Origin of the sequence: Sphingobium bisphenolivorans, from assembly GCF_000412635.1 — a bacterium.
GTDB lineage: Bacteria > Pseudomonadota > Alphaproteobacteria > Sphingomonadales > Sphingomonadaceae > Sphingobium > Sphingobium bisphenolivorans.
The window spans coordinates 73892-99480 of sequence record NZ_ASTG01000018.1 but is presented as its reverse complement, the minus strand read 5'-3'; the positions used below and the strand labels follow the sequence as shown (position 1 = coordinate 99480).

General features: G+C 65.4%; 28 protein-coding genes. 25 read left to right on the top strand and 3 right to left on the bottom strand.

What is annotated here, in order from left to right:
* Window positions 1–10: 10 nt before the first annotated feature.
* From L858_RS0114005 to L858_RS0113970, 8 genes are all read left to right on the top strand, one after another.
* Entirely contained in the window at window positions 11–679 is a 669-nt protein-coding gene (locus L858_RS0114005; protein ID WP_022683782.1) for a MotA/TolQ/ExbB proton channel family protein, read from the top strand.
* Window positions 679–1161 carry an OmpA family protein gene (locus L858_RS0114000; protein ID WP_022683781.1) on the top strand — a complete coding sequence of 161 codons (483 nt, stop codon included), beginning with the start codon at window positions 679–681 and terminating at the stop codon, window positions 1159–1161. The genes L858_RS0114005 and L858_RS0114000 overlap by 1 nt, the downstream gene beginning before the upstream one ends.
* Before the next feature lie 64 nt (window positions 1162–1225).
* Window positions 1226–1774, top strand: a complete 549-nt coding sequence (locus tag L858_RS0113995) for a flagella basal body P-ring formation protein FlgA (RefSeq protein ID WP_022683780.1) — start codon at window positions 1226–1228, stop codon at window positions 1772–1774.
* 45 nt (window positions 1775–1819) lie between these two features.
* A complete protein-coding gene (gene flgM / locus L858_RS0113990) occupies window positions 1820–2101 on the top strand; it encodes a flagellar biosynthesis anti-sigma factor FlgM (protein WP_022683779.1) in 282 nt (93 codons plus the stop codon).
* Between the two features lie 7 nt (window positions 2102–2108).
* Window positions 2109–2417, top strand: a complete 309-nt coding sequence (locus L858_RS0113985) for a hypothetical protein (protein ID WP_022683778.1) — start codon at window positions 2109–2111, stop codon at window positions 2415–2417.
* 147 nt (window positions 2418–2564) lie between these two features.
* Window positions 2565–3389, top strand: coding sequence for a lysozyme family protein (locus L858_RS0113980; protein ID WP_022683777.1), 825 nt, complete (start codon window positions 2565–2567; stop codon window positions 3387–3389).
* A gap of 9 nt (window positions 3390–3398) precedes the next feature.
* The gene (flhA, locus tag L858_RS0113975) at window positions 3399–5519 is read left to right on the top strand and encodes a flagellar biosynthesis protein FlhA (RefSeq protein ID WP_022683776.1); all 2121 of its coding nucleotides are present in this window, start codon (window positions 3399–3401) and stop codon (window positions 5517–5519) included.
* Window positions 5520–5531: 12 nt separating this feature from the next.
* On the top strand, window positions 5532–6269 hold the full coding sequence (locus tag L858_RS0113970; RefSeq protein ID WP_022683775.1) for a sigma-70 family RNA polymerase sigma factor: 738 nt from the start codon (window positions 5532–5534) through the stop codon (window positions 6267–6269).
* Window positions 6270–6312: 43 nt separating this feature from the next.
* On the opposite strand, the gene mdoH is transcribed toward L858_RS0113970, so the two are convergent.
* The 3 genes from mdoH to L858_RS0113955 all read right to left on the bottom strand — a co-directional run bounded on the left by mdoH (window position 6313) and on the right by L858_RS0113955 (window position 10785).
* Window positions 6313–8208: a glucans biosynthesis glucosyltransferase MdoH gene (mdoH, locus tag L858_RS0113965; protein WP_037504783.1), complete on the bottom strand. Its 1896-nt coding sequence runs from the start codon at window positions 8206–8208 to the stop codon at window positions 6313–6315.
* A 61-nt stretch (window positions 8209–8269) separates the two neighbouring features.
* Complete coding sequence (locus L858_RS0113960) at window positions 8270–9757, bottom strand: OpgD/OpgG family glucan biosynthesis protein (RefSeq protein WP_028056140.1); 1488 nt, start codon at window positions 9755–9757, stop codon at window positions 8270–8272.
* A gap of 209 nt (window positions 9758–9966) precedes the next feature.
* Complete coding sequence (locus tag L858_RS0113955; protein WP_028056139.1) at window positions 9967–10785, bottom strand: flagellin N-terminal helical domain-containing protein; 819 nt, start codon at window positions 10783–10785, stop codon at window positions 9967–9969.
* Window positions 10786–11125: 340 nt separating this feature from the next.
* On the opposite strand from L858_RS0113955, the gene L858_RS0113945 reads away from it, so the two are divergent.
* The 17 genes from L858_RS0113945 (at window position 11126) to L858_RS0113865 (ending at window position 25566) form a co-directional block, all read left to right on the top strand.
* On the top strand, window positions 11126–12385 hold the full coding sequence (locus tag L858_RS0113945; RefSeq protein WP_022683770.1) for a sigma-54 interaction domain-containing protein: 1260 nt from the start codon (window positions 11126–11128) through the stop codon (window positions 12383–12385).
* Between the two features lie 12 nt (window positions 12386–12397).
* Window positions 12398–12757: a flagellar hook-basal body complex protein FliE gene (gene fliE, locus L858_RS0113940; protein WP_022683769.1), complete on the top strand. Its 360-nt coding sequence runs from the start codon at window positions 12398–12400 to the stop codon at window positions 12755–12757.
* 1 nt (window position 12758) lies between these two features.
* Window positions 12759–14510, top strand: coding sequence for a flagellar basal-body MS-ring/collar protein FliF (gene fliF, locus L858_RS0113935; protein WP_022683768.1), 1752 nt, complete (start codon window positions 12759–12761; stop codon window positions 14508–14510).
* Window positions 14503–15516 carry a flagellar motor switch protein FliG gene (gene fliG / locus L858_RS0113930; RefSeq protein WP_022683767.1) on the top strand — a complete coding sequence of 338 codons (1014 nt, stop codon included), beginning with the start codon at window positions 14503–14505 and terminating at the stop codon, window positions 15514–15516. The genes fliF and fliG overlap by 8 nt, the downstream gene beginning before the upstream one ends.
* Window positions 15509–16135: a FliH/SctL family protein gene (locus tag L858_RS0113925; protein WP_022683766.1), complete on the top strand. Its 627-nt coding sequence runs from the start codon at window positions 15509–15511 to the stop codon at window positions 16133–16135. Before fliG ends, L858_RS0113925 begins: the two co-directional genes overlap by 8 nt.
* Entirely contained in the window at window positions 16132–17460 is a 1329-nt protein-coding gene (locus L858_RS0113920; protein WP_022683765.1) for a FliI/YscN family ATPase, read from the top strand. The genes L858_RS0113925 and L858_RS0113920 overlap by 4 nt, the downstream gene beginning before the upstream one ends.
* Window positions 17457–17882 carry a hypothetical protein gene (locus L858_RS0113915; RefSeq protein WP_022683764.1) on the top strand — a complete coding sequence of 142 codons (426 nt, stop codon included), beginning with the start codon at window positions 17457–17459 and terminating at the stop codon, window positions 17880–17882. Before L858_RS0113920 ends, L858_RS0113915 begins: the two co-directional genes overlap by 4 nt.
* A 7-nt stretch (window positions 17883–17889) precedes the next feature.
* Window positions 17890–19668 (top strand): flagellar hook-length control protein FliK, encoded by a 1779-nt coding sequence (locus tag L858_RS0113910; protein WP_238564974.1) that lies wholly within the window; start codon window positions 17890–17892, stop codon window positions 19666–19668.
* A gap of 30 nt (window positions 19669–19698) precedes the next feature.
* Window positions 19699–20340, top strand: a complete 642-nt coding sequence (locus L858_RS0113905) for a flagellar basal body-associated FliL family protein (RefSeq protein ID WP_022683762.1) — start codon at window positions 19699–19701, stop codon at window positions 20338–20340.
* Window positions 20341–20391: 51 nt separating this feature from the next.
* Entirely contained in the window at window positions 20392–21288 is an 897-nt protein-coding gene (locus L858_RS0113900) for a flagellar motor switch protein FliM (RefSeq protein ID WP_022683761.1), read from the top strand.
* Window positions 21288–21626, top strand: a complete 339-nt coding sequence (gene fliN / locus L858_RS0113895) for a flagellar motor switch protein FliN (RefSeq protein WP_022683760.1) — start codon at window positions 21288–21290, stop codon at window positions 21624–21626. The genes L858_RS0113900 and fliN overlap by 1 nt, the downstream gene beginning before the upstream one ends.
* Before the next feature lie 86 nt (window positions 21627–21712).
* On the top strand, window positions 21713–21979 hold the full coding sequence (locus L858_RS0113890) for a FliO/MopB family protein (protein WP_022683759.1): 267 nt from the start codon (window positions 21713–21715) through the stop codon (window positions 21977–21979).
* Window positions 21980–22013: 34 nt separating this feature from the next.
* The gene (fliP, locus tag L858_RS0113885) at window positions 22014–22787 is read left to right on the top strand and encodes a flagellar type III secretion system pore protein FliP (protein WP_028056138.1); all 774 of its coding nucleotides are present in this window, start codon (window positions 22014–22016) and stop codon (window positions 22785–22787) included.
* A gap of 38 nt (window positions 22788–22825) precedes the next feature.
* Window positions 22826–23098, top strand: a complete 273-nt coding sequence (gene fliQ, locus L858_RS0113880) for a flagellar biosynthesis protein FliQ (RefSeq protein ID WP_022683757.1) — start codon at window positions 22826–22828, stop codon at window positions 23096–23098.
* Window positions 23095–23877, top strand: a complete 783-nt coding sequence (fliR, locus tag L858_RS0113875) for a flagellar biosynthetic protein FliR (protein WP_022683756.1) — start codon at window positions 23095–23097, stop codon at window positions 23875–23877. The genes fliQ and fliR overlap by 4 nt, the downstream gene beginning before the upstream one ends.
* Window positions 23878–23880: 3 nt before the next feature.
* Window positions 23881–25020, top strand: a complete 1140-nt coding sequence (gene flhB / locus L858_RS0113870; protein ID WP_022683755.1) for a flagellar type III secretion system protein FlhB — start codon at window positions 23881–23883, stop codon at window positions 25018–25020.
* Window positions 25021–25107: 87 nt separating this feature from the next.
* A complete protein-coding gene (locus L858_RS0113865) occupies window positions 25108–25566 on the top strand; it encodes a hypothetical protein (RefSeq protein WP_022683754.1) in 459 nt (152 codons plus the stop codon).
* The last annotated feature ends 23 nt before the right edge of the window (window positions 25567–25589 follow it).

Genomic DNA, 25589 nt, shown 5'->3' with positions numbered 1-25589 from the left:
GACTAGGCGAATGATCGGAATATTGGCGCATCTGTTCGATCCCCTGACCTTGCTGGCGATGGTCGCGGGGATCGCGGTGGTCGCCCTCTTTCAAAATGGCGCGAGCGCATTCGGGCGAGCGTTTGCTGCAGTGGGGCCGCTCTTCACTGCTGACCCGGCGAAGGACCGGGATGCGGCACGGGCGGCGATGCTCAAGATCGACCAGGTGGCGCAACTGCGCGGCCTTGCCTGCACCGACCGGGTGAAGACGGCCAGCCCCTTCCTGACTGACGCCGCGCGCAAGCTTGCCAATTGCGACCGCGCCGAGCAGTTCGAGCTATGGGCTTCGCGGTCGCTTTCCGATCGCGCCCAGCGCCATGCCGCGGCTCGCAATGTCTGGCTGTCGATCGCCGACGCGGCGCCGGCGCTGGGGATGGCGGGGACGATCATCGGGCTGGTTGGTATGTTCGCGGCGATGGACGATCCCGCCGCGCTCGGTCCGGCAATGGCGCTGGCGCTGCTCACCACATTTTATGGCGTTGTCATTGCCAATGTCATCGCGGCGCCTGTTGCCAACCGTCTTACCGACTTGTCGGACCGCGAACTCGCCTGGCAGCGCGAAGCGGCAGGCCATATGGCGGCTATTGCGCGGCGCGAGAATATTCCGATGCGCCGCGCTTCGATCCGCGAGGTCGCGTGATGCTCGCCTCGGCCGCGAGACGCAGCCGCTGGGCGCTCAGCTTTGCGGACCTGCTGCTGCTGCTGCTCGGCTTTTTCGTCATGCTGCAGGCGGGGGGCCGGCATCGGGACGCCATGTTGGCAGAGGTGCGCCAGCAATTCGGCGGTAGGCCGGTGGAGCAGGCGTTGGATATCCGCGCTGTGGAGTTGTTTCAGCCCGGGGAAGCCATGCTGACCCAGGCGGGCAGGGTGCGTATCGCCGCGCTCGCCCGCTCGGCTCCAGCGGCGAAGCTGGAGATTAGCAGCCTTGGCACTGACCCCGCGCGTGAGCGCTTCGATAGCTGGGATCTCGCCGCCGCACGGCTGGGCGCAGTCGCGCGCGCGCTGCAAACTGAGGGTATCGCCGAGAAGCGGCTCATGATCCGGGGGCTCGATCAACTCGATGGCGGCGCGGGCAAGGGGCAGACGATCCGGATCGTGACTGCGCCCTTGGAGCGGCGCTGACCCCGTCTGGCACGCTACTTGCTCTTCGATGCGCCGAATCCATCCGCATGATCGGAGAGAGTGCGTGTCGAAATTGCCCAAGATCCTCCTTCTGGCCCTGTTCGCGCTGGCGCCCAAGCCTGCGCTCGCCCAGCAGAAGTTCGAGAATCTCGATCGCATCGACGGCCTCGTCGCCATGACCGTAGGCGCCAATATCGGCGAGCCGGGCGGGCCGATCGCGCCGGTCGATCGCCGCCTGCGCCTTGCGGCCTGTCCCTCCGCGCCAAGCATCGACGGCCCCGTGTTCGGCGCCGCTATCGTGAAATGCGACGCGCTGGGCTGGCGTATTCGGGTGCCGCTGGCTGCTGGCAGCGCTGCCGCTGCCGCCGGCCCTGTTGGCCGCTACGCACCAGCCGCCCGGAGCGTTCCGCGCGAGGCGGTTGTCAAGAAGGGCGATCCCGTGCAACTCGTTGCCGGCAACGCGGTCTTCAATGTCTCGCGCGTGATGGTTGCCGATGAAGATGGCGCCGTCGGTCAGACGATCCGCGTGCGCGAAGACAAGAAATCCGCGCCGGTTCTGGCGCAGGTCGTGGAAATGGGAATTGTTCGTGTTCCGGGATTTAATGATTTTTGAACCCGGCCGTATATATAGATGCGGGACGAATGAAGGATTGGAACCATGATCAAGTCTGTCGGCCAGAATATCAGCGCCGCAATTGAAGCGTCCCGGCTGCGCGAAGGCGGCAAGACGCGCGCTTCATCGTCGGTCGGATCGGGCGCGGCTTCGTCCTCCTCGGCGACGTCGGCCAGCCCCGCTGCCCGCATGGCGGCGGAAGGCGCGCCCATCGATCTCGACCGCGTTGCCGCGATCAAAGCGGCGATCGCGTCGGGAAATTATCCGGTCAATCCGTCGGCGATTGCTGACCGAATGATCGCGCTCGACCTGCCGAACGCGGGCTGAGCTTCTCATGCCGCTCGGCCTTGCAGCGCTGGATGAACTGACCGCAGCCTTTGACGGGCTGCGCGCGGCGCTGGACGGCAATGACCCCGCATCGATCGAATCGGCGACCAGTCGGATCGCTAAAGCAGCCGCCGCGGTGCGCGCGATCGGGGTGTGGCGTTCCGACCCTGCAGTGCGCGATCGGCTGGAGGCGCTTCGACCGCTGATGGAGGCCGCGCGGGTCCGCACCAACCTTCTGGCCGATCATACGAAGCAGCGGCTTTCCATCCTCGCGGCCCAAGGCGCTGAGACAGCGCCACTCGTATACAGCCGCTGAGCAGCTTCACTTTGATGTAAGGAGCGCCTTCGGGCGCTTTTTTCGCGTCCGGGCGATCAAATTCCGTTAATTATGAGCGCGCGTTAACCAAATCTTGGCACAAGCCTTGCTCTAAAGCTCCTCGGTACCAACGGGGATTTTACTTCAGTGTCGGCATTCGCAGACATCAGCGCAGCAGGGGCTTCGGCGGGCAATCGCGTGACCAATGCGATCGCCATGGCTAGCCGCAGGACGGGCGTGGACTTCGCCTATCTGCTCGGCCAAGCCAAGATCGAGAGCAGCCTCAATCCCACCGCGCGTGCGGCGACATCGTCCGCGACCGGTCTGTATCAGTTCGTCGATCAGAGCTGGCTCGCCGTCATCGACAAGCATGGCAGCGAATATGGCCTTGGCTGGGCCGCCGATGCGATCAGCCGGGGTGCCAACGGCCGCTATTATGTGGCCGATCCCGAAATGCGCCAGCAGATACTCGACCTGCGCAAGCATCCGGAAACCGCCTCCGTGATGGCGGCGCAGCATGCCGCCGACAACAAGGATTATCTCGAGCAGCGCCTTGGCCGCGAGGCCGAACCGGTCGATCTCTACCTCGCCCATTTTCTGGGCGTCGGCGGCGCCAGCAAGTTCCTGTCGGTCCATGATCGCGCGCCGGATGCGAGCGCTGCGTCCATGTTTCCGGCTGCCGCGCGTGCCAATCGGTCGATCTTCTACGATCGTTCGGGCAGCCCGCGCAGCTTCGCGGAAATCCGTGACCGCTTCGCCGCCAAGCTGCAGAAGGGCGTCGACTCGATCGATGTCGGCGCCATCCAATATGCCGATGCTTCGCTCCCCTCAGGTGCGAAGACCGTCCAGCCGGCCGATTATGTGCGGATAGAAACCCAGCGCCTCGCGACCGCGGCCGATGTGACCAGCATCCGCCCGCAGCCCGAAACCGCACGCCTCGCCTACCTCATGCTCGCCACCCTCGGAAGGTAACGACCCAAGATGACGCCCGCTCAAGTCAAAGCGAAGATCTGGATGAGTGCCGCCAAGGGCGCCGTGCTGCCCATCGCGACGTTGATGGTCGTGCTGTTCATGATGGTGCCGGTACCCGCGTTCATGCTGGACATCGGCTTCATCACCAACATCATGATCAGCCTTGCGGTGCTGATGGTGGCGCTGAACGCAGCCAAGCCGCTCGATTTTTCGAGCTTCCCGACGGTGCTGCTGTTCGCCACGCTGCTTCGGCTGGCGCTGAACGTCGCATCGACGCGCGTCGTGCTGGTGCAGGGCCATGAAGGCTCCGACGCTGCCGGCCATGTGATCGAGGCATTCGGCCATTTCCTGATCGGCGGCGACTATGTCGTCGGCATTTTCGTCTTTGCGATCCTGATGATCATCAACCTGGTGGTCATTACCAAGGGCGCTGGCCGCGTGTCGGAAGTGTCGGCGCGCTTCACCCTCGACGCCTTGCCCGGCAAGCAGATGGCGATCGACGCCGACTTGAACGCCGGCCTGATGACCCCGGAAGAGGCCAAGGTCCGCCGCCGCGAAGTGGCGACCGAGGCGGATTTCTACGGGTCGATGGACGGTGCGTCGAAATTCGTGAAGGGCGATGCCGTCGCGGGCATCCTGATCCTTGCGATCAACATCGTCGGCGGCATCATCCTCGGCGTCGTCAGTCACAAGCTGTCGATCGGAGAAGCGGCGCAAACCTACATCATCCTTGCCATCGGTGACGCGCTGGTCGCGCAGATCCCGGCGCTGCTGCTCTCCATCGCCGCCGCCGCGATCGTGACCCGCGTCGGCAGCGAAGAAGACCTGTCGGGCCAGATCACCAGCCAATTCGGTTCCGGCAAGGCATGGGCACCCGTGGCCGCGATCCTGACCTTCCTCGGCATCCTGCCCGGCATGCCGCACATGATCATCCTGCCGGCCGCCGCGGTTGCGGGCTTCATCGCCTGGAACCTGCGCAAGCAGGCGAAGGCCAAGGCCGCCGAGCCCGCGCCGATACCGGAGCCGGCCAACCCTGCGCTGATCGAATGGACAGACGTGTCCGATGGCGCGGTGCTGGGGCTGGAGATCGGCTATGGCCTCATTGGCCTGGTCGACGAGCGCAAGGGCGCGCCGCTCATGGCGCGCATCACCGGTATCCGGCGCCAGCTGTCCAAGGAGCTGGGCTTCGTCGTCCCGATGGTCCGCGTGAAGGACAATCTCGCGCTCGAGCCCAATCAATATCGCATCACCATCGCCGGCGTCGTCGTTGGCGAGGATGAAATCTGGCCCGAGGACCTGCTCGCGCTCGACAGCGGCGCGCTGGAAGGCACCGTTTCCGGCCGTGAGGCCAAGGACCCGACCTTCGGCCTCGATGCCGTCTGGATTTCGCCTGCCAAGCGCAGCGAGGCGGTGATCGCGGGTTATACCGTGGTCGATCCGCCGACGGTTGTCGCCACGCATCTCAATCAGCTGATCGCGATGAACGCGTCGGAGATGTTCGGGCTCGACGAAGCGCGCAAGCTGCTCGACAACCTCAAGGACGCCGCGCCGCAACTGGTCGAGGGCCTGACGCCCGGCCTGCTCAACCTCACCCAGATCAGCGCTCTCTGCCGCGCCCTGCTGGCCGAGGGTATCGCGCTCAAGGACTTCCGCCGCATCTGCGAGGCGATGGTCGATGCGGCCCGCCCGGACATGAACCTCGACCAGCTGGTTGAAGCGGTGCGGCAGCGGATCGGCTCGCTCATCATCCAAGGTCTTGTCCCGGTAAAGATGCCGCTGCCGGTCATCACGCTCGACGGCGATCTGGAAGCCTTGCTGGCGCAGGCAATGCGGATGGCCGGCGACGCCCGCCACCCGATCGAGCCCGCACTCGCCAACCGCATCATCGAGGCGGTGGTGCAGGCCGCCCGCCCGCTGCTGGGTCAGGCGCGCAACTTCGCCATCGTGACCTCGCCGGTCGCGCGCCGCGCGCTCGCCCGCCTGTTCAAGCCGCACCTGCCGGAAACGCCGGTGCTGTCCTTCCTCGAAATCCCCGATGGCAAGGGCGTGGAGGTCGTCGCCGTTGTCGGGGGCGAGCAGCGGCCCGCGCCGCGCCATGATCCCCTGCCTGCTCGCGAACGCGTTGCTTAAGGAATCCGTCTCATGTTCATGAACAGGGTCGTCGCCGGTTCCAACGCCAACACCTATGGCCGGCCGGGCAATGCCAACGCGCCCGAGCGGCTGGCGCGCCAATATATGCCGCTGGTCCGCAAGATCGCCTGGCATGTCCATGGCCGCGTTTCGAGCGCGATCGAGATCGAGGATCTGCTCCAGATCGGCATGGTCGCGCTGGTCGAGGCGGCGAACGGCTTTGAGGACCGGGGCCTTGGCTTTGCCTCCTACGCGCAGATGCGCGTGCGCGGCGCGATGATCGATCATTTGCGCCGCCACTCGACCATGACCCGTTCCGCCATGGCCCAGCGCAAGCAGATGGCCGCCGTGCGCAAGCGTCTGGAACAGAAGCTCGGCCGTGCCCCGCTGGAGGCGGAGATGTCGGACGAGATGGGCCTTGACGCCGCCGCCTTCCGCGAACTGTCGGACAGCACGGAAATGGTGCAGCACACCAGCATGGACGAAGTCTATTCCGACCAATCGATGTGGTTCGCCGATATCGAGGACCGTGCCGACGACGTGCTGGAGCGCGAGTCGCTCAAGGGCGCGCTGGCGAAATATATCGGCGAACTGCCGCAGCGCGAGGCGCTGGTGCTGCAGCTTTATTTCGTCGAGGAATTGAACCTGGAGGAAATCGGCGCCACGCTGGACATCGGCGCCGCGCGCGTCTGCCAGATCAAGAAAGCGGCGCTCGACAAGCTGCGAGAGAAGCTGCGCGATTGGGATTGAAGCGCCTCATGCTCCTGCGAAAGCAGGAGCATGGTTTTAGTTCTCACCCGTCATTCGCCGCCTTTGAAAGACCCTTAAGCGCCGGCCGGGCATTATCCAGCTGCAACTGCCGATAGCGTGTCTTCTGGAAATTCTGCGTCCGCCACCAGGGCTCGGCAACCTCGAAAAGGCCGGTTGCCGCCATGCGCTCGCCCCAGTCCTTTCGCGCTGTGAACGCCGCGAAGAAGGGCGCCAGCACCAGACCTACGACCACGGGCATGATCCAGCCGATCGAAGTCCCGGACTTGACCGCCAGCACGGTCAACAAGCCGCCCAGCAAAATATGCCACTTGAACAGCCAGATCGCGGGCAGCATCGCCATGCCGTCGCGGTCGCGGGTCTGGCCGTTCCAACTGCTCTTTCGGCCCATCAATATGCCGAACAGATTGATCGTCTGAGTCAGCATGCTCACGGGCGCCATCAGGATCGACAGGAGAATGTCGGCAACCACGCCGCGCGTCATCCGCACCCCGCCGCCAAAGCCGATTCGGCGCGCGGGGTCGGCCAGCGCCCACACCATGGCGAGCAGCTTGGGGCCGAAGAGCAGCACCGCGGTCAGCGCCAGCAAAGCGCCCGAGGGCAGGATGGCGCTCGGTGGCCACAGCCCCGCTACGGCGCCGCCCAGCACCACCAGCATCAGCGCCAGCCATAGCGGCGAGGTGCAATAGGCCGAAGCGCCGACCAGCAACTGGAAGCGGCTCACCGAATGCAGGCCCGCAATGCCGGGGATCAGCGGCACATGCTGGATATTGCCCTGGCACCAGCGCCTGTCGCGGGTGGCAAGATCGGGCAGGGAGGGCGGAAACTCCTCGAAACTGTCATCCGCCATGACGATATGCACGTCCCAGCCATGCCGGCGCAGCAGTGCTGCCTCGATCATGTCATGGCTCATGATATGCCCGCCAAAGGGCGCGCGGCCCGGCAGTTCGGGAAGGCCGCAGCTCTGGGCGAAGGCGCGGGTGCGCAGGATCGCGTTATGGCCCCAGAACATGCCCTCCGACCCCGTCCACCATATCATTCCGGCGGCGGAGATCGGCCCGAACAGGCGGCTGGCAAATTGCTGCCAGCGCGCAAAGAAGGTCGAGGCGCCGACAATGCTCGGCACGGTCTGGATCAGCCCGACATGCGGGTGCCGCTCCATATCGGCGGCCAGGCGCGCCATGGTCTGACCGCTCATCACGCTGTCGGCGTCCAGCACGATCATATAGTCATAGCCGCCGCCGAACCGCTGCACCCATTCGGCAATGTTCCCCGGCTTGCGGCCGACATTCAGAGCGCGGCGGCGATAATGGACCGGTCGCGAGAAGCTGCTGCGGTTGTTGAGGTAAGCAGCCCGCTCCGTTTCGCCATTTTCCGCGTTGGAATCGCTCAGGATGAAAAATTCGAAGCGCTCGCCCCCCATCACCTGCGCCAGCGACCGTTCCATGATCGAAAGGCGGCCTAGCACCTCTTGAAAATCCTCGTTACACACCGGCAGCAGCACCGCGGTGCGGCCGCGCAGGGGCGTGGCTGGGCGCGCGCGGTAGGGGCGGATGCCCTGGCCCTTGCCCACGGTCAGGATCAGAAAGCCGACCAGGCTTGAGGCGAAGCCGAAGGCGATCCAGGCGAAAAGCGGGATGAACAGGGCGAGATAGAGGCCTTCCCAGAGCGAGATGCCGTCCAGGCCGATCGACCGCCGCATCTCATGCGCCGCGATCGACGCGGGCAGCAGGGCGAGCAAGACGACCAGCAGCCGCCGCGCCAACACATCGATATTGACGGGGCGAGACTGCACCCCCACAGGCGCCCGGCGAAAATCCTGCACCGGCATCGCCAGCGGTCGTTCCGCGGGCACCTGTTCGAAGGCCTTGCCAGCGGTATTGCCGCCGCCGGCCATCCTGGAGCCGCTATTCGCTTTCATAGCCAATCCGTTGTCGTTTGGATCCGGTGGTGACCTGCTATTATGATACCACAGCCCATGGTCACGCGCCGAGCGGGTAATGCACATATTCGCTGAACGGGCGATTGCCGGCCCTGAGTTGAACGCGGATATCGCTCGCCTTGCCTTGCTCCCGGCGCAAATCCAGGACCACCCGGAACAAGCCGGGGCGGTGCAATACGGGATAACCCGCTTTCTTGACCAATGTTCCCCCGGCGACATCCACCCAGATGTCGGGCCGCTGATTCTCCGGCACGCCGGCAAAGTCGATCAGCAGGCGATCGCCGCCTGCTTCCCCGGACTGTCCGCGCCATATATTGTCAACCGTGGCGACGCCGCTCGCGGCGGGCGTTTTGGCGGATGACCAGTCGAGCCGATAGCTCGCCTCGATCCGGCTGCCCGCGCGCGCCGGCGTAGCTGGTGTCCAATAGGCGGCCACATTATCGGTATATTCGCTGTCCGTGGGAAAGGCGTAGAGCCTCACCTCTCCCGCGCCCAGCGGCTTGCGGCTGGTCGCCCAGAGCGAGGGGCGGCGTTCATAGAAGACGCCATCATCCTGATAATGGTCGAAATCGCGGTCGCGCTGGAGCAGGCCGAACCCCTTGGGATTGCGCTCTGCAAAGGCATCGACGCGCGGCGCGGATGGATTGACCAGCGGCCGGCAATGGGCCGTCCCGTCCGCGCCGGCGATGGACAGCATGTCGCTGTCGTGGATTTCCGGCCGCCAGTCAGTGCGCTTGGCGCGGTCGGCCTGATCGTACCAGAACATGCTGGTCATGGGCATCAGGCCGAGTTCGGTGACGGCCTTGCGCGTGAACAGCACCGCATCGACATCCTGCCGCACGCCCTGCGCGCGCAACTCGCTGGCGAAGCGGAACGCGCCCGTGATCGAGGCGCTGTCCATCAGCGCGTACACGGTGACGCTGCTGCGCCCGGTCCGCTCCAGCCAGAAATGGGTGAAGCGGGGAAATTCCTCCCTGCCTGCGATGCTGGTGTTGAGGGCGACGGCACGGGCGGACAGGCCGAATTGCTTTTCCGCCCCCGGCGCCCGGAAATAGGTCGCTCCGAGAAAGGACAGCCAATCGCCGTCGCGGGCCGCGTTCATGATGCGGAAGCCCGAAAAGCCCGCATCCGGGCCGAGGTCCCGCACCGCATTGCCAGTCGGCGCGTCGAACATCGTCGGATCATAGCGCAGCGGCGTCGCGCGCCCCTTGTCCACTAGCGCGATCTCGACCGGCTGCTGCACGGTGCTGCTCAAGGGGAAAAGGCGGATACCGGTGTCGTCGCCGAATATGTTCCAGATCGTTCGATCGTCCCGGAACCGCGCCTGATTGAAGGCGTCGTAACCGATCTTGTCCGCGCCGGGGAAGAAGGGCGTCACCTTGAACGGCCCGCGCGCGAGGCGCTGCGCACGGCCGATCAGCATGTCCCATGAAAAGGCGTCGGCTCGCTTTTGCGCCAGAGCGGAGCGGGGAAGCAGCAGCGCTGCGCCGGAGGCGGCGATCATCGCGCGCCGATCGATCTTGGTCATGGCGCCCATCATGGGTGCGGCGCGCGGCAAAGCCAAGTCCTCAAGCCCCCAAAATGCGGTGAAGCCTCCGCCCGGGGGGACGGAGGCTTCTGAAAAGCTGGTCGTTTCATCGAAGTTTTACCCCCGGCACGGTGGGGACTGTTGATGTGCCGGGGGTCACATGACCGTCCGAGGTGACCAAGACCTCAGCTGGTCAATCTTGTGTCGTCTTAGCTGATCAGCTTGAGGACGTTCTGCTGGCTCTGATTGGCCTGCGCCAGCATGGCGGTCGAAGCCTGGCTCAGGATCTGCGCCTTGGCGAGAGCGGTCGTCTCGGTCGAGAAGTCCGCGTCCTCGATGCGGCTGCGGGCGTCGGTCAGGTTGGTGACGTTTGCGGTCAGGCTGTTCACCGTCGATTCCAGGCGGCTCTGCGTCGCACCCAGCGTGGCGCGGGCCGTCGAGACGGTCTGGAGCGCCGTGTCATAGAGGGCGAGCGTCGCCGTGGTCGCAGCCGAACCGCTGACCGTGGCAGCGCTGGCGCCGACGACGGCCGAGATGTCGATACCGCCCAGCGACAGGGAAACCGAGTCGGACGCCGTCGAACCGGCCTGGATCGTGATCGTGGCAGCGGTGGTGGGGAAGAGCGAAATCCCGTTGAACTTGGTGTTCGTCATCACGCTGTTGATCTGAGTCGACAGCTGGTCGAGCTCCGACGTGATGTTCGTCTTGGAGTTGCTGTCGTTGGTGCCGTTCAGCGCCTGGACCGTCAGTTCCCGCATGCGCTGCATCATGTTGCTGACTTCGCCGAGCGCGCCTTCCGCCGTTTGCGCCAGCGAGATGCCGTCATTGGCGTTGCGGATGCCCTGGGTCATGCCGCGGATCTGCGAGGTCATGGTGGAGGCGATGGCAAGGCCGGCGGCGTCGTCCTTGGCGCTGTTGATGCGCTTGCCGGTCGACAGACGCTCCATCGCGGTGGAGAGCGCCTTGCTGGACATGGCCGAAGCATTGGTAGCGCGCAGAGCCGAGGAGTTGGTTCCGATAACAGTCATGATGATATTCCCTTCGTTAAACATCAGGTCGCTGCCATCAGGCTGCTTGCGGCCTCGAAAGGGGATAACGGCGCGGTTCGAAAGCTTTTTAGGCCTGCCACTATTTTTTTCTGAAATCAGTTGAAGAACCGCGGAAAGTGGGCGTTCCGTAACGTTAATTGGCGAGCGCATAAGCGTGGGGCGGCGAAAAGTTCCGGCAATCCGGAAAAAAATTGCCGGCCGGCGGCAAGCGCTTTGCCGGATTAACCATATGATAACCATGGTCGGGCATTTTCAAGACATCGAAGGGGTTAGGGGCGTGCGGGGGCACAAACCAGCCAAGAAACATGGGGTTTAGTTCATGTCATCGCTCGACGTGAGCCGAGGAGTCTGCGCGCTCGTTCCCGGGCTGCAGCACTGGCTGGAGAATGCCTTTTATACTGTCCGCATCGTGGACGCGCAGGGCCCCCGCGAGCGGGACGACCGCCGCGTGCTGCTCGCGACCGAGATCGGTCATGCCACCCATCGCGACATCCTGATCAACCTGATCGAGGGCGCGCCCTCGCTGGTCGCCGCCGCCAACGGCCTGCCGGCCCGCGTGGCGTTCGGCCTGGAAGACATGGGCTTTGCTTTCGCGCTCATCGCGGAACTGGCTCGCCCCGCTGCAGTCCCTGCTGTCGGCGACAATGCCAGCGCCCGCCTGATGACGCTGGCAAGCCGCGTCGCCCGCAGCGATGCCACGGTCCTGATCCAGGGCGACACCGGCACCGGAAAGGAAGGCATGGCGCGCTTCCTCCATGCGCAATCGGGCCGCGTGTCGCGCGACTTCATCGCCGTCAACTGCGCGGCGCTTCCGGAAACCATGATGGAAGCAATGCTCTTCGGTCACAAGAAGGGCAGCTTCACCGGCGCAGCCAACGCGTCGGAGGGTCTGTTTCTGGCGGCGGACGGCGGCACGCTGTTCCTCGACGAGATCGCCGAACTGCCGCTCAGCCTTCAGGCGAAGCTGCTGCGCGCCCTTCAGGAAGGCGAAGTGCTGCCCGTCGGCGCGACCCACCCGGTTCCGGTCGATGTCCGCATCGTCGCGGCGTGCAACCGCAACCTCGCGGCTGAGGTGGCAGCAGGGCGCTTCCGCGAAGACCTCTACTGGCGCCTCAATGTCATGCCGCTGGAACTGCGCCCGCTGGCCGAGCGCTCCGGCGACGTGACCGCTATCGCCGCCGCGATGTTGCTGCGCTCGGCTGAAGCGGGCAAGGACAGGTTCGTGTGGCCGACCGCCGCGGCGCTGGAGAAGCTTTCCGCCCATATCTGGCCCGGCAACGCTCGCGAACTTGGTAACGTCCTTCAGCGCGCGGTCGTACTGCGCGACGGTGACCGCATCGACGCCGACGACCTCCACATCACCGGCGCCCCGCAACTGCGCGTCGTGAAACAGCAGGTGCTGGAAACCGCCGAGCCGATCCGCCTGCGCGACGTCGCCCACAACTCCAAGCTGGAGGCGGTCCGCGCCGCCCTGCGGGAGACGGACGGGCATCGCGCCGCCGCCGCCCGCAAGCTCGGCATTTCCGAACGCACGCTGCGCTATCGGCTCGCCGAAATGCGCGAGCTGGCCGCGGCATAAGGGGGATAGGACATGTCCGGCATCTCTGCCACCGACAGCGTGATGGCGATCCGCAACGCCATTCTCCAGAAGAACGCCGCGCTGCGCGACGTCGCCCAGACCGGCAACACCGGCGGTCCCGCAGCGGTCGGCACCAACGGCGCCACCGCCCCCGGCGGTTTCACCGATGCGTTGAAATCGGCGCTGGAGCAGGTGAACGGCCTGCAAAATCAGGCGGGTGACGCCGCCGCCTCGTTCGAACGGGGGGAAACCACGGATATCGCCGGCGTGATGCTTGCCAAACAGCAGGCGTCGGTGAGCTTCGAAGCCACCCTTCAGGTCCGCAACAAATTGCTGTCCGCTTACAAGGACATCATGAGCATGCCGGTGTAATATGAGCGAGAACGCACTTTCCACCCAAGTGGGCGGCGCCGCCGCTCTTCCCGCCGCCAGCCCCGCCTCCTTCGGAAGCGCCAAGGGCGCCGACGCACTGAAGGCGCGCTTCACCGGCTTCATCAAGCAGCCCGCTGTCGCCAAGAGCCTGCCGCTGCTCGGTATGCTGGGCGTGGTCGCCACGGCAGGTGCCGCCTGGCTGGCGCTGCGTGAACCGCCGCAGCGCGACCTGTTCCGCGCCCTTCCCGATGCCGACAAGTCGGCGGTGGCGAGCGTGCTCGACCAGAACGGCATCCGCTACGATTTCGACAATTCGGGTGGCATGACAGTCGGCGAGGATGATTATTTCAAGGCGAAGATGATGCTCGCCGCGCAGGGCCTGCCCAAGAGCGCACCCGACGGCAACAGCATGATCGACAGCCTGCCGATGGGTGCTTCGCGCGCCGTCGAGGGCGAAAAGCTCCGCTCCGCCCGCGAGATGGACCTCGCGCGCACGATCGAGGCGATCGACAGCGTCGAGAGCGCCAAGGTCCACCTCGCGGTCGAGCCGCCCAGCGTCTTCCTGCGCGAACGGACAAAGCCCTCCGCCTCGGTGATGCTGCGTCTGGCGCAGGGGCGGCAGCTGACCGACGCGCAGGTGAGCGCCATCGTGCATCTGGTCGCCTCCTCCATCCCCGAGCTGAACCCGGAGGACATCTCGGTCGTGGACCAGAATGGCCGCCTCATCAGCAATAACGACAGCAACGCTGCCGACGACCGCCAGCTCGCCATCCAGACCCGGATGGAGGACCGCTATCGTCAGTCGGTGATCGCGCTGCTCACCCCGATCCTGGGCGCCGGCAAATTCTCGACTGAGGTGCACACCGAACTCAATTTCGCCGAGCGTCAGGCGACCCGCGAAACCTATCCGCAGGATGAGGCGCGCCTTCGCAGCGAGCAGGGCACCTGGGCCTCCGACCCGCGCGGTCAAGGCGCAGGCGGGGAAGCCGGCGGCGTTCCCGGTGCGCTCAGCAATCAGGCGCCGGTCAACCCGACCGTTACGCAGACCAACCCGAACGGACAGGCGGTCAGCCAGGGCACGGAAAGCGCGCAAACCGCCGCGCAGCCCGGTACTCCCGCCAATCCGCTGATGAAGACCGAGGAAACCTTCAATCGCAATTTTGAGCTCGGCCGCGAAGTGTCCGTGACCAAGGACGCCATCGGCACGGTCAAGCGCCTGTCGGTCGCGGTCGCTCTGGACAACGGCCCGGACGGCAAGCCCCGCTCCGCTCAGGAAATCGCCGCGCTGGAAGCGCTGGTGAAGGGCGCCGTCGGGTTCGACCAGGCGCGTGGCGATGTGGTGGCCCTTTCATCGCGCAGCTTTGCCAAGGCCGAGGAAGTCGCAGCTCCCTGGTATGAAGCCAGCTGGGTTTCGCCGCTGGTGCGCAACGTCTCCGCGCTGCTCGTCGCGCTGCTGGTCATCTTCGGCATCGGCCGTCCGCTCTTGAAGCGCCGCGCCGCCGCTCAGGCTGAACAGGCCGAGCAGAGCGCTGCCGCCGGTCAGAAGATCGGCCGCGAAATCTCGACCGAAATCACCCGTCAGGCCGTGGTGAACCCGGATGGGTCCACGCCGGTCACGCTCGACATGATCTCCTCCACCTACGACTACGCCCAGCGTGCCGACCTCATTCGCAACTTCGTGAAGCAGGACCCCGACCGCGCCGCTCTCGTCGTCCGCGACCTTCTGAAGGAAGGGAAGAAGGAAAATGCCTGAAGCCGCCGTCAACCCGGCGCTCAAGGGTAGCGCCGCCGCCGCCGTCCTGCTGATGCTGTTCGATGAGGATGAGGCCGCGCAGATCCTCTCGCGCCTGGAACCTGAAGAGGTCCGCCAACTCGGTTACGCCATGTACGACGTCGCCGACGTTCAGGTCGAGGAAGTCAACGAAGCGCTCGACCATTTCGTCACCAAGGCGAAGAAGCGCACCACCATCGGCTATGGCGCGACCCAGCATATCCGCGGCGCCATGACCAAGGCGCTGGGCGAGGAGCGGGCCGAGAACATGCTCGCTCGCATCACCCCGCCGACCCGCTCGACACAGCTCGAAATGCTGAAGTGGATGGATGCCAAGGAAATCGCCAGCCTGATCGAGGTCGAGCATCCGCAGATCATGGCGATCGTGCTCGCCCATCTGGAGGCGCCGATCGCCGCCGATGTGCTGCAATTGCTGCCAGCCGAGTATCAGGAAGAGATCGTCTATCGCATCGCCACGCTCGGCCCCGTGTCGAACGAGGCGCTGGACGATCTCGAAAAGCTGCTGCTGCGCGGCAACATGTCGAAGAAGCAGGGCGGCGCTTCCCAGCGCGGCGGCACGATCGAGGCGGCAGCGATCATGAACAATGTTCGCAAGGACAATGAGCAGCGCATCATTAAGGCGCTCGCCAAGCGCGACAAGATGGTCGCCCAGACGATCGAGGAGGAGATGTTCGTCTTCGACAACCTCATCGACATGGACGACAAGAATATGGGCACGCTGATGCGCACCGTCGACAGCTCGATCCTGGTGGTCGCGCTCAAGGGCGCGAACGAGATGCTGAAGGCCAAGATCTTCGGGTCGATGTCGGCCCGCGCCGCGCAGGCGATTGCCGACGAGATCGAGGAACGCGGGCCGATCCGCCTCGCCGAAGTGATCGACGCGCAGAAGCTCATCATCGCCACCGCACGCCGCATGGCCGACGCGGGCACCATCATGCTGGGCGGCAAGGGGAACGACTTTGTCTAAGCTTTGGGCCAATGCAGAAGTCGCCAGCATCCCGCTCGGCGGCATGGGCCAGGTGACGAGCGGCGGCTTCCGCAGCCTTTATGCTGACGTCCAAGCCGTCTCGGGTCCGGCCGTGCACGACATCGTGCCGCTGAGCGACGAGGATATGCTGGAACAGGCCCGCATAGAGGCCTTCGCCATGGGCTTTGACGAAGGCAGCCGGGTGACGGCTGAAGAAAGCGCCGCCAATGCCGAGGCGCGCGATCGCCTTGCCGAAGCGCTCACCATGCTGGCGCCCGCGCCCAGCGGCATGCTCTCCACCATGCTTTCCGCCACCGTGGTCCGCCTGGTCGAGCAGATCGTCGGCGAGGTCGAGATCGACATCGAGCGTCTCGTCCAGCGCTGCGACATCGTCGCCGCCTTCATCGAGGATAATGACGACAAGAGCGCGCTGCACCTCCATCCCGACGACGCGACGCTGCTGGAGGATCAGGAGATCGGCGTGAAGCTGGTCGCCGACCGGGATATGCATCGCGGCTGCGTGCGGCTCGAAACCGCTGATGGCTGGGTCGAGGATGGCCCTGATGTCCGCCTTTCCCGCCTGCGCGCGCTGCTCGACGATATGGAAGGAAAGGCATGATCCGCGCCGCGCTTGCCCAGGCGGAGACGCTGTTCGACCATATGCAGGTGCAGAACCGTGCACCCCGCCATGTCGGCCGACTGGTCAGCCATGATGCGGGTATGCTGGAAGTCACCGGCTTCCGCCGCCCGATCGGCGCGGGCGCGCGCGTAACCGCATCGGACGGCACCATCTGCCGGGCCGAAGTCGTGGGCTTTCGCGGCGACAAGACGCTGCTGGTGCCGCTCGACAACGATGCGCCGCTGGAAAATGGTGCGCGGGTCGAACCGGACAGCCAGGCGAACATGGTGCAGGTCGGCGAAGGGCTGATCGGCCGCGTCATCGACGCCATGGGTCAGCCGCTCGACCGCCGCGGGCCGATCATGGGGGGCGGCAGCTGGCCGCTCAACGGGGTCAAGGGCAATGTCCTCGACCGGGGTCGCGTCACCGAGCCGTTCGACCTTGGGGTTCGCGCCGTCAATGCGCTGCTCACCGCCGGGCGCGGCCAGCGCATCGCCATCATCGCGGGTTCCGGCGTCGGCAAGTCGGTGCTGATGGGCCAGATGATCCAGGGCGCGGAAGCCGACATCGTCGTCGCCGGCCTGATTGGCGAGCGCGGCCGCGAGGTCAGCGACTTCCTGGAAACCAAGCTCAAGGGCGCGATGCACAAGTCGATCGTCGTCGCCGTGCCGGCCGACCATCCCCCGGTGCTGCGCCTTCGCGCCGCCGCGCGCGCCACCGCAATCGCCGAATATTTCCGCGCCCGCGGCAAGAAGGTGCTGCTGCTGATCGACAGCCTTACCCGCTGTGCCCATGCCCAGCGCGAGATTGGATTGGCCCTTGGCGAACCGCCCGCGATGAAGGGCTATCCGCCCTCCGCGCTCGCGCTGATCCCCCGTCTGGTCGAGCGCGCGGGCGTCGATGCCCGCACCGGCGGCTCGATCACAGCGCTTTATACCGTGCTGGCGGACGGCGACGACACCGACGACCCAATCGTCGATGCCGCCCGCGCCATCGTGGACGGCCATTTCGTGCTCTCCCGCCATCTGTCGGAGCAGGCGATCTTCCCCGCCATCGACATCGGCAAGTCCTTGTCGCGCGTCATGGCCGATGTCGTGCCGGACGAGCACCGCCTCGCCGCCGCCGCCTACCGACGCCTGTGGGCCGCCTATGAGGAAAATCGCGATCTCATCCTGATGGGCGCCTACCGCCCAGGCAACGACCCCGTGATCGATGAAGCGGTGCAGCGCCGGCAGGAGATACTCGACTTCATCCGCCAGGATCAGAAAAGCTTCATCGACCTCGATACCAGCGCCGCCGCCCTCATCGCCGAGTTCGGCGCGTGAAGGGGGAGGTCGCCCGCCGCCAGCGCGTGCTGCGCGTCCGCCATGTGCAGCACGCCATGGCTGCCGCCGAGACGGCCCGCGCCCGCGATGAGGCGGACGGCATCGCGCGCAACGCGCAGCGGCTGCGCAATGTGCGCGACGATCTTTTTACGAACCAGGGCATGGCAACTGGCGCGAATTTTGCAGCGATGCAGGAGCTGGCGGGCCGTCTCGAACAGGCGGGGCGGCAGCTGGACGGAGCGCTCTACGATGCGCGCCGCAAGGTGGAGGTCAAGGAAGGCCTTTCTCTCGCGGCCAATCGGGATCGCGAAATCGCCGTGAAGCTCAAGGATCGCGCTCGCGCGGACCTGGAGGAATGGCGGGAGAATAAACTGGCGGCGCTGCCGCGCTATCGCCGGATGCAGCGGACAGGAGATGTCTGACGTGAACATGCTGACCAGCCTCAAGGCCCTGCTCTTTTCCTCCGCGGCGGCGCAGATGCCGGCGGAAGGTGCAGCCGCACCCGCAGAAGGCGCAATCGATTTCGCTGCGCTGCTCTCCGGCACCATGGAAGCCGCGCCGCAGGCTAGCCAGGCGACCGAACTGGGCGGCGTCCCACAGGCGACGGTGCCGGCCCCCGCAGCAGATGCTGCCCAAGGGGGGGGCACGGAGATCGCGTCCGCCGGGGCAGAGCACGCAATGGGAGAAGCGCCTAAGCCGTCGCCCTTGCCCTTCGGCCTCGCCACTGCGCTGCAGGCCGTGCAGAGCCATCGCAGGGAGTCGCTGCCGCTGCCGCCCGGCCTTGCCAAGAAAATCGAGATTTCCGGAGAGCCTGCCCAAACGAAGCCTGTTACGGATGGCGTTGCGGTCGAAAAGGGCGAGGCGGATACGCCCCCGGCGCTCGCCAACGAGAGCAGCGAAGCCGAGGTGCCGGAGCAGCCCGCTGTCACGATGCAGGAGCAGCCCAGGCTTGCTCATCGGATCAAGCAGGCGAAGCCGCCACCAGTGGAGGCGGTGTTCGACCCGATCGCACAGGAACAGCCCGTCGAGTCCGTGAAAGCGCCGCAGGCAGATGAGGACAAGCCGCAGGAAGATGTTGCCGACGCACCGTTTTCGCCGCCTTCTATCGCTGCCGTGCAGACGCAGGCGCCGCCGACAGCACCGGCACCGCTGCCGGCATCAGCCACGCCTTCCCCGCGAAAGGATGGCGTGCTCGCGACCGCCGATGGCGGCAAAAATTTGCCGGCACCGGCGCAGCCTCTGCCGCAGGCTGCCGCCCAACCTCATGCCGGAGACAGCAAGGCTGAGGCCGCGATCCCTGGCTCCGCGACGCCGGACCCCCTGAAAACCAACATGGCCGACGCAGCATCCAGCGCGGCCGATCTGCCGGTCATGGTGGAAGGCGAAGGCGAACGCCGGCCGATGAAGTCAGAAGCGCTCGCCTTGCTCCAACTTGTTCGGGACCAGGTTGCGCCGCGCCAGCCCGGCACGCCGGTTCGCGCCGGAAAGCCGCTCGACCGCGCGAAGGCCGGCCACGCCACGCCTGCTGCCGAAATCATGCCAGCGAGCACCCGGCCGGTTCCGACCGAAGCTGCGCCTCCTGCGCCCGTTGCGCAGGTCGCCGCAGCCTCCTCGGTCCAGCCGACGGGAACCGCGCCGCCGACGGTCGATCTGTCCGCCAGCATCGGCGCGCAGCTGGTGGACATGGGCGTCTCCGGCCAGTGGATTGACGGTCTGACGCGCGATATTGCGGGCCTCTCCGCCAATGGTGCGCAGGGCCGGTTCCAGATCAACGCCGACCAACTTGGTCCGGTTCAGGTCGATATCCGGCAGGGGACGGATGGCGCAGCGGTCAGCCTGACCGTCGCCAGCGAAGCGGCCGAACTGGCGCTGCGGCAGGACAGCGACAGGTTGAAGCTCGACGCCGGCCTTGCTGCCGTGCGCATCGCCGAGGTGAAGGTGGAGCGTGCTCCCCATGCCGCGGAAGCTGCGCGCGCGGACAGCCCCAGCCAGCAATCCTCGCAGCAGCAGACGTCCCAGCAGCAGCCGGGGCAGAGCGGCTGGGCGAACGGGCAGAATATGAGCCAGTCGCAGGGGCAGGGGCAGGGGCGGTGGCAGGGCCGCGAAAATTCTCCCTTCCCAGCTAAAGAACCGGGCAATCCCGCCGTTCTTAACCATGACGACAGGCGCCCTGCGACGGATGGTTCCGCGCGTGCGCGTTATGCCTGAGACGCTGGACCAGCCGGGGGATGATTTCCGATGAGTGACGACGCCAAACCGAAGAAAAAGAAGGGCGGGGGCATGAAGATGATCCTGCTCATCGTCGTCGCCATGGTGGTGGGCGGCGCCGGCGCTGCGGGCGGCCTTTATGCGGCCGGCTTCTTCAGCGCCAAGGAAGAAGGGCCGAAGGAAGACCCGAACAAGCCCGTGCTCGTCCTTGCCGGCGAAAGCGCGGAGGAAATAGCCAAGGCCCATGGCGGCGGTGGCGAAGGGGAGGGGCATGGCGGCGGTGCTGCGCATCCCGTGAGCGGCCATGCACCGGGCAAGGGCATCGATCTGCCGACGCCGTCCAACCCGGCAGCCTATCAGGCAACTTATTTCCAGCTTCAGACGCCGTTTACGTCCAACATGTCGGACACGGACGCCTTCGCGCAGATCTCGCTCGCCGTTTCGACCTATTACGACATGCGTGTCATCGAGGCGATCAAGACCCATGAAATGGCAATCCGCAGCCAGGTGCTGATGATGCTGGCCGAGCAGCCGGTCGAGGCGCTCTCCACGCCGCAGGGCAAGCGCGCGCTTCAGGGCAGAATCAAGGCCGTGATCAACGACATCCTGAAGCAGAAGACGGGCTATGGCGGGGTCGATAACGTTTACTTTACCAATTTCGTTATACAATAATCCTGTCTGATCGCGCGGGAAGTCCCCCAACCGAAAGGGCAGGGGACTTTCATGACCGACGTTCAAGCCTATGCCTTCGGGCGAGGAGACTCTCAGGCGCCGCTGATGCTGTCAGGGCTGGACCGGCTGGGCGAAAAGCTTGGCCGGCGTCTGCGCAGCCTGATCGAGCCGATCGCTGGCGCCCGCCCGCATGTGGCGGTGGAGGATGCGCGCGCGCTGGAGTTTGCGAATTGGCAGGCGGAGGTCCCCGCCGCTGCCAGCATCGGCGTCTATCGTCTCTCGCCGCTCAAGGGTCAGGTACTGCTGCGCATGGACGCGGCGATGATATCTACTTTGGTCGATTGCTTTTATGGTGGCATCGGCAATCGCCCGCTGCCGCCGCGCGGTGAATTCACGCCCACCGAAGATCGGCTGATCGCCCGCATTTCAGAGGGCTTCATGGCCCGTCTGGTCGAATGCTGGAGCGAAATGCTGGCGGTCGAACCGGGCCTCATCGTCCGTGAGACGGGCGTGGGCTTCGCTGCCGCCGCGCCCGCCGCCGAGCCGATGGTGTTGCAGCGTTTCCTGATCAGCATCACGCGCGACGCCGAATGGACCGTCGATCTGCTCTTTCCGCTCTCTTCTCTGCGCGCTGTCGAGCCGCTGATGGGCTCGCGCGTTTCCCTTGACGAGGAACGTGCCGATCCCGTCTGGCAGGCGCGCGTCGCCACCCGGATGCGCGATATCCGTCTGCCGGCCCGCACCGTGCTGGCGCGGCCCAATCTTTCTCTTGCCGAGCTGATGCAGTTGAAGGCCGGGGACGTCATCCCCGTCACCATCAACCGCAGCCTGCCGCTGATCGTCGGCGATCGTATCGTCGCGCATGGTTCGATCGGTGAACAGGACGGCCGCGCCGCCTTCCAGATCGAAAAGCTTGCCAGCAATCAACCTTCATGGGGAACCGAATAATGAGCGACATGAGTGAGGCGCCTCGCCTCGACAGCATCGGTGAGGACAGCGTCAGCCGCATGGTGAACAACCGCCAATTCCGCCTGCTCGCCGACATTCCGGTCCGCATGTCGGTGGAGGTGGGCTCGACCTCGCTGCGCCTGGCCGAGGTCATGGACCTGTCGGAGGGCAGCGTCGTGGAATTGGACCGTCAGGCCGACGACCTGCTCGACATCATGGTCAATGGCGCGCTGATCGCCAAGGGCGAAGTGGTGACGGTCAATGGCCGCTATGGCATCCGCATCGTGGAAGTCGCCGCGACTGAAACTCGGCTCGCAGGGGTCGAGCGGCGCGGTTGATCGCTTGCCTGCGATTTACCGCTTGCCTTGCGCCTCATTCTTTCCGAACGGAACAGTCGATTAACCATCATCGCGGGCGGGCTTAAATGATCTGGTATTTCGTCAAGCTGCTGATCCTATTGCCACTGGTCGGCGGCATGGCGTTCGGCGCGCTCTGGCTCTGGCGTAAATATCAGCCGGGGATGATGGTCGGGCAGAATGACCGGTCGCTTAAAGTGCTGGAGGCGCTGCCGATGGGCAGCTTCGGCAAGCTCGCCGTGGTGGAATTCGAGGGCAAGAAAATCCTGCTCTCGGTCACCCGCGGGCGTATCGAAAAGATCGCGGAAGGCGACTCCTATCGTGCGGGGCGCTGATTCCAGTGCCAATGTCGTTCCCGCCTTCGCGGGAATGACTAAGTGGTTGGTGGGAGCGCTCCTGCTCACCGCGCTCTTCCTCACTGTCCCGGCCTTCGCCCAGACCGCGCCGGCCGCGCCGGTCAACAATGGCGGCGCACTGACCCGCGCAATGGGCCAGATTTCCGGTGATGGCCGCTCGCTGTCGCTCTCGCTGCAAATCCTGATCCTCATGAGCCTGCTGACGGTGCTGCCGTCGCTGGTTCTCATGATGACCAGCTTCACCCGCATCATCATCGTCCTCTCGCTGCTGCGCCAGGCGCTGGGGCTTCAGCAGACCCCGCCCAACCAGGTGCTGGTCGGTCTGTCGCTCTTCCTCTCGCTGTTCGTGATGCGCCCCGCCATCGACCAGATCAACACCCGGGCCTTCGATCCCTATGGCAAGGGCCAGATCCCGATCGAGGAAGCGGTCGGCCGCTCCGCCAAGGTGCTGCACGGCTTCATGACCAAGCAGACACGCGAGACCGACCTCAAGCTTTTCGCCAATCTGGCCGAGGCGCCGGCCTTCCGATCGCCAGCGGACATTCCCTTCTCGATCCTGCTGCCGGCCTTCGTCACCTCGGAACTGAAGACCGCGTTCCAGATCGGCTTCATGATCTTCCTGCCCTTCCTCATTATCGACCTCGTCGTAGCCTCCACCCTGATGGCGCTCGGCATGATGATGCTCTCGCCGACCATCATATCCATGCCGTTCAAGCTGCTGCTGTTCGTGCTGGTCGATGGATGGGCTCTGACAATGGGCAGCCTTGCGAGTTCGTTCGCGACATGAGCGCCTGCACTTTTCCAGCGGAAGAGGGAGGCTGAGCCATGGAAAACGCCGACTTTTTCATGGGCCTTGCCCAGCAGGCGCTCTGGATCACGGCGCTGGCCGCCGCGCCGATCCTCATTCCCGCGCTGCTCGCCGGCGTCCTCATCGGCATGGTTCAGGCCGCGACGTCGATCAACGAACAGACGCTGGCCTTCATCCCCAAGATTCTTGTCGTCGGGCTGATGCTGGTGCTGTTCGGCGGCTCCATCATGGTATTGATCGCCGACTTCACCCGCGAGATATTCGAGCGTATCCCGGACCTGCTCCAATGATCGCGCCCGGCTTCGCCAATGTCGAAGTCCAACTGTGGATATGGCTGATCGCCATGATCCGCCCCGGCGCCGCCTTCATCGCCGCGCCCATCTTCGGCGCGCCTTCCGTGCCGCTGCAACTGCGCCTGATCCTGTCGCTGGCGCTCGGCATGGCCGCGCTCAACAGCGTCACCATCCAACTCCCGCCAGAGGGGGTCGCCAGCTTCGCGGGCGTCATGCTGGTAGCGGGCGAGGTGCTGGCGGGACTCGCCATGGGGTTCGCGGTCCAGATCGGCTATGCCGCAGCGCTCGTCGCGGGCGAAGCGATCGGCAACACGATGGGCCTCAACTTCGCGGCGATGGTCGATCCCTCCTCGGGTCAGGCGACCCAGGCCGTCGGTCAGTTTCTCTCGATCCTCGCGACTTTCCTGTTGCTTGCCATGGATGGCCATCTGATGCTCGTGAGCTTCATCGTCCAGAGCTACGAGGCGATGCCTCCCGGTGGCGCAATGCTCAGCAATGATGCGGTGTGGCATCTGGTCGAGTTCGGCGGCGCGCTGCTCGGCGCGGGCCTGACGATCGCCCTGCCGGTGGGCTTCGCGCTGGTGCTGGTGCAGATGGTGATGGGAATGCTGTCCCGCACCGCGCCCGCGCTCAACCTGTTTGCGGTGGGCATGCCGGTCGCGCTGATGGCGGGCCTCATCCTGCTCGCCATCGCGGCGCCGATCATGGGCGAGGGCATCAGCATCGCTCTGCGCTCGGGCCTTGAGCAGGCGCAGTCCATCAGCGAGGGGCGCTGATCCATGTCGCAGAGCAATGGTGGCGGCGAAAAGACCGAGAAGCCGACAGCCAAGAAATTGAAGGACGCCGCCAAGAACGGCGATATCCTTCAGTCGCGCGATCTCGCGACGGCGCTGGTGGTGATGGCGGGCATCGGCTGGCTCGCGGTGACCGGGCCGTCGCTGGTGGAATCGCTGTCCCAGATGCTGGTCGAGGCGCTGCGCTTCAAGCGCGACGACATCGTGAACTTCGCCCCCGCCGCGCGCGGCGCCAGCCTGCTGTCGGGCATAGCGCTGCCCGTCGGCGGCATCCTGCTCGCCACGCTGCTAGCGGCGATCGCCGGCCCGGCGCTGCTGGGTTCGCTCGGTTTTCGTCCCGGAGGCTTCGCGCCCAAGGCCTCGAAGCTCAACCCCGCCTCCGGTCTCAAGCGCATGTTCGGCATGCAGGGCCTTATCGAACTCATCAAGTCCATTGCCAAGGTGACGCTGCTCGGCGCGATCGGCGTCTGGATGATCTGGGACCGGATGAGCCAGATTATCGGCCTTGGCAAATCCGGCCTTGCGCCCGCCATGTCGGACCTCGGCAATATGTTCATCATGACCTGTCTGATCATGGCGGGCGGTCTGTTTCTGATCGCGGGCATCGACGTGCCCGCGCAGGTCATGCAGCGTTCCAAGCGCCTCGCCATGACCAAGCAGGAGATCAAGGACGAGCATAAGGAGAGCGAAGGCTCACCCGAACTCAAGGGCCATATCCGCCGTCGTCAGTTCGAGGTGCTGAGCGGATCGACCCGCAAGGCGGTGGCGGAGGCGAGCGTCATCATCACCAACCCGACCCATTTCGCGGTCGCCCTGCGCTACAAACCGGGGCAGGACGGCGCACCAGTGGTGGTCGCACGCGGTTGCGACGCGGTGGCCGCGGCGATCCGCGAACTCGCCGATCAGAATGGCGTCACCGTCCTGCAATATCCCGAACTCGCCCGCGCCATCTACTTCACCTCGCGCGCCGGGCAGATCGTCAACGAGGGCCTCTATATGGCGGTCGCGACCGTCTTGGCCTTCGTCTTCCGCGTCGAGAACCGGATGGCGAGCGAGATGGACCGGCCCTTCATCACCGTGCCCGACGATCTGCGCTTCGACGCGGACGGCCGGAAGCCGGGCTGAGCCGGCCAAAAATAATCACATAGGTTAACTAAAGTTTAGTTGTTCCTGTCCGTATAATGTTCACGGGGACGCATTAGGATGTGCGTCATGAACGACTATCTTTCGCGGCGAGAGATCGCGCAGGTTGATCGAGGCACGAGCCGCGCGGCGCCCGTGGCCGCGGTTCAGCCTGCTTCAGCCTCCGCCTCCGCCTCCACGCGCCAGAACGGCAGGTCACCGACTGATCCTGCCGCCGATGGTGGCGCATCGGACAGCGGCATCGCCAGCAACGCCGAATATGCCAAGGTGCATGCGCGTATCGCCGACATCATGGCCGACCTGCGTTCGGGCGCCAGCGCTACGTCCGTCGATGCCGCGGCAGAGGAAATCCAGTCGATGATCCCGGCGCCGACCGTCGTCGTGCCCCTGCCGCCTGCATCGAAAGAAGCAGTGGAGAGCGCGATCCGTATCGCGCGACGCCTCGCCGAGCAGGCCGGCCATGCCCATGCGGCGCAGGCCAATCTGCGCCCTGGCGCGGTCGATCAGGTCCTTGCCGTCAGCACATGAGGTTTTTTGGGCTGCGGTAAAAA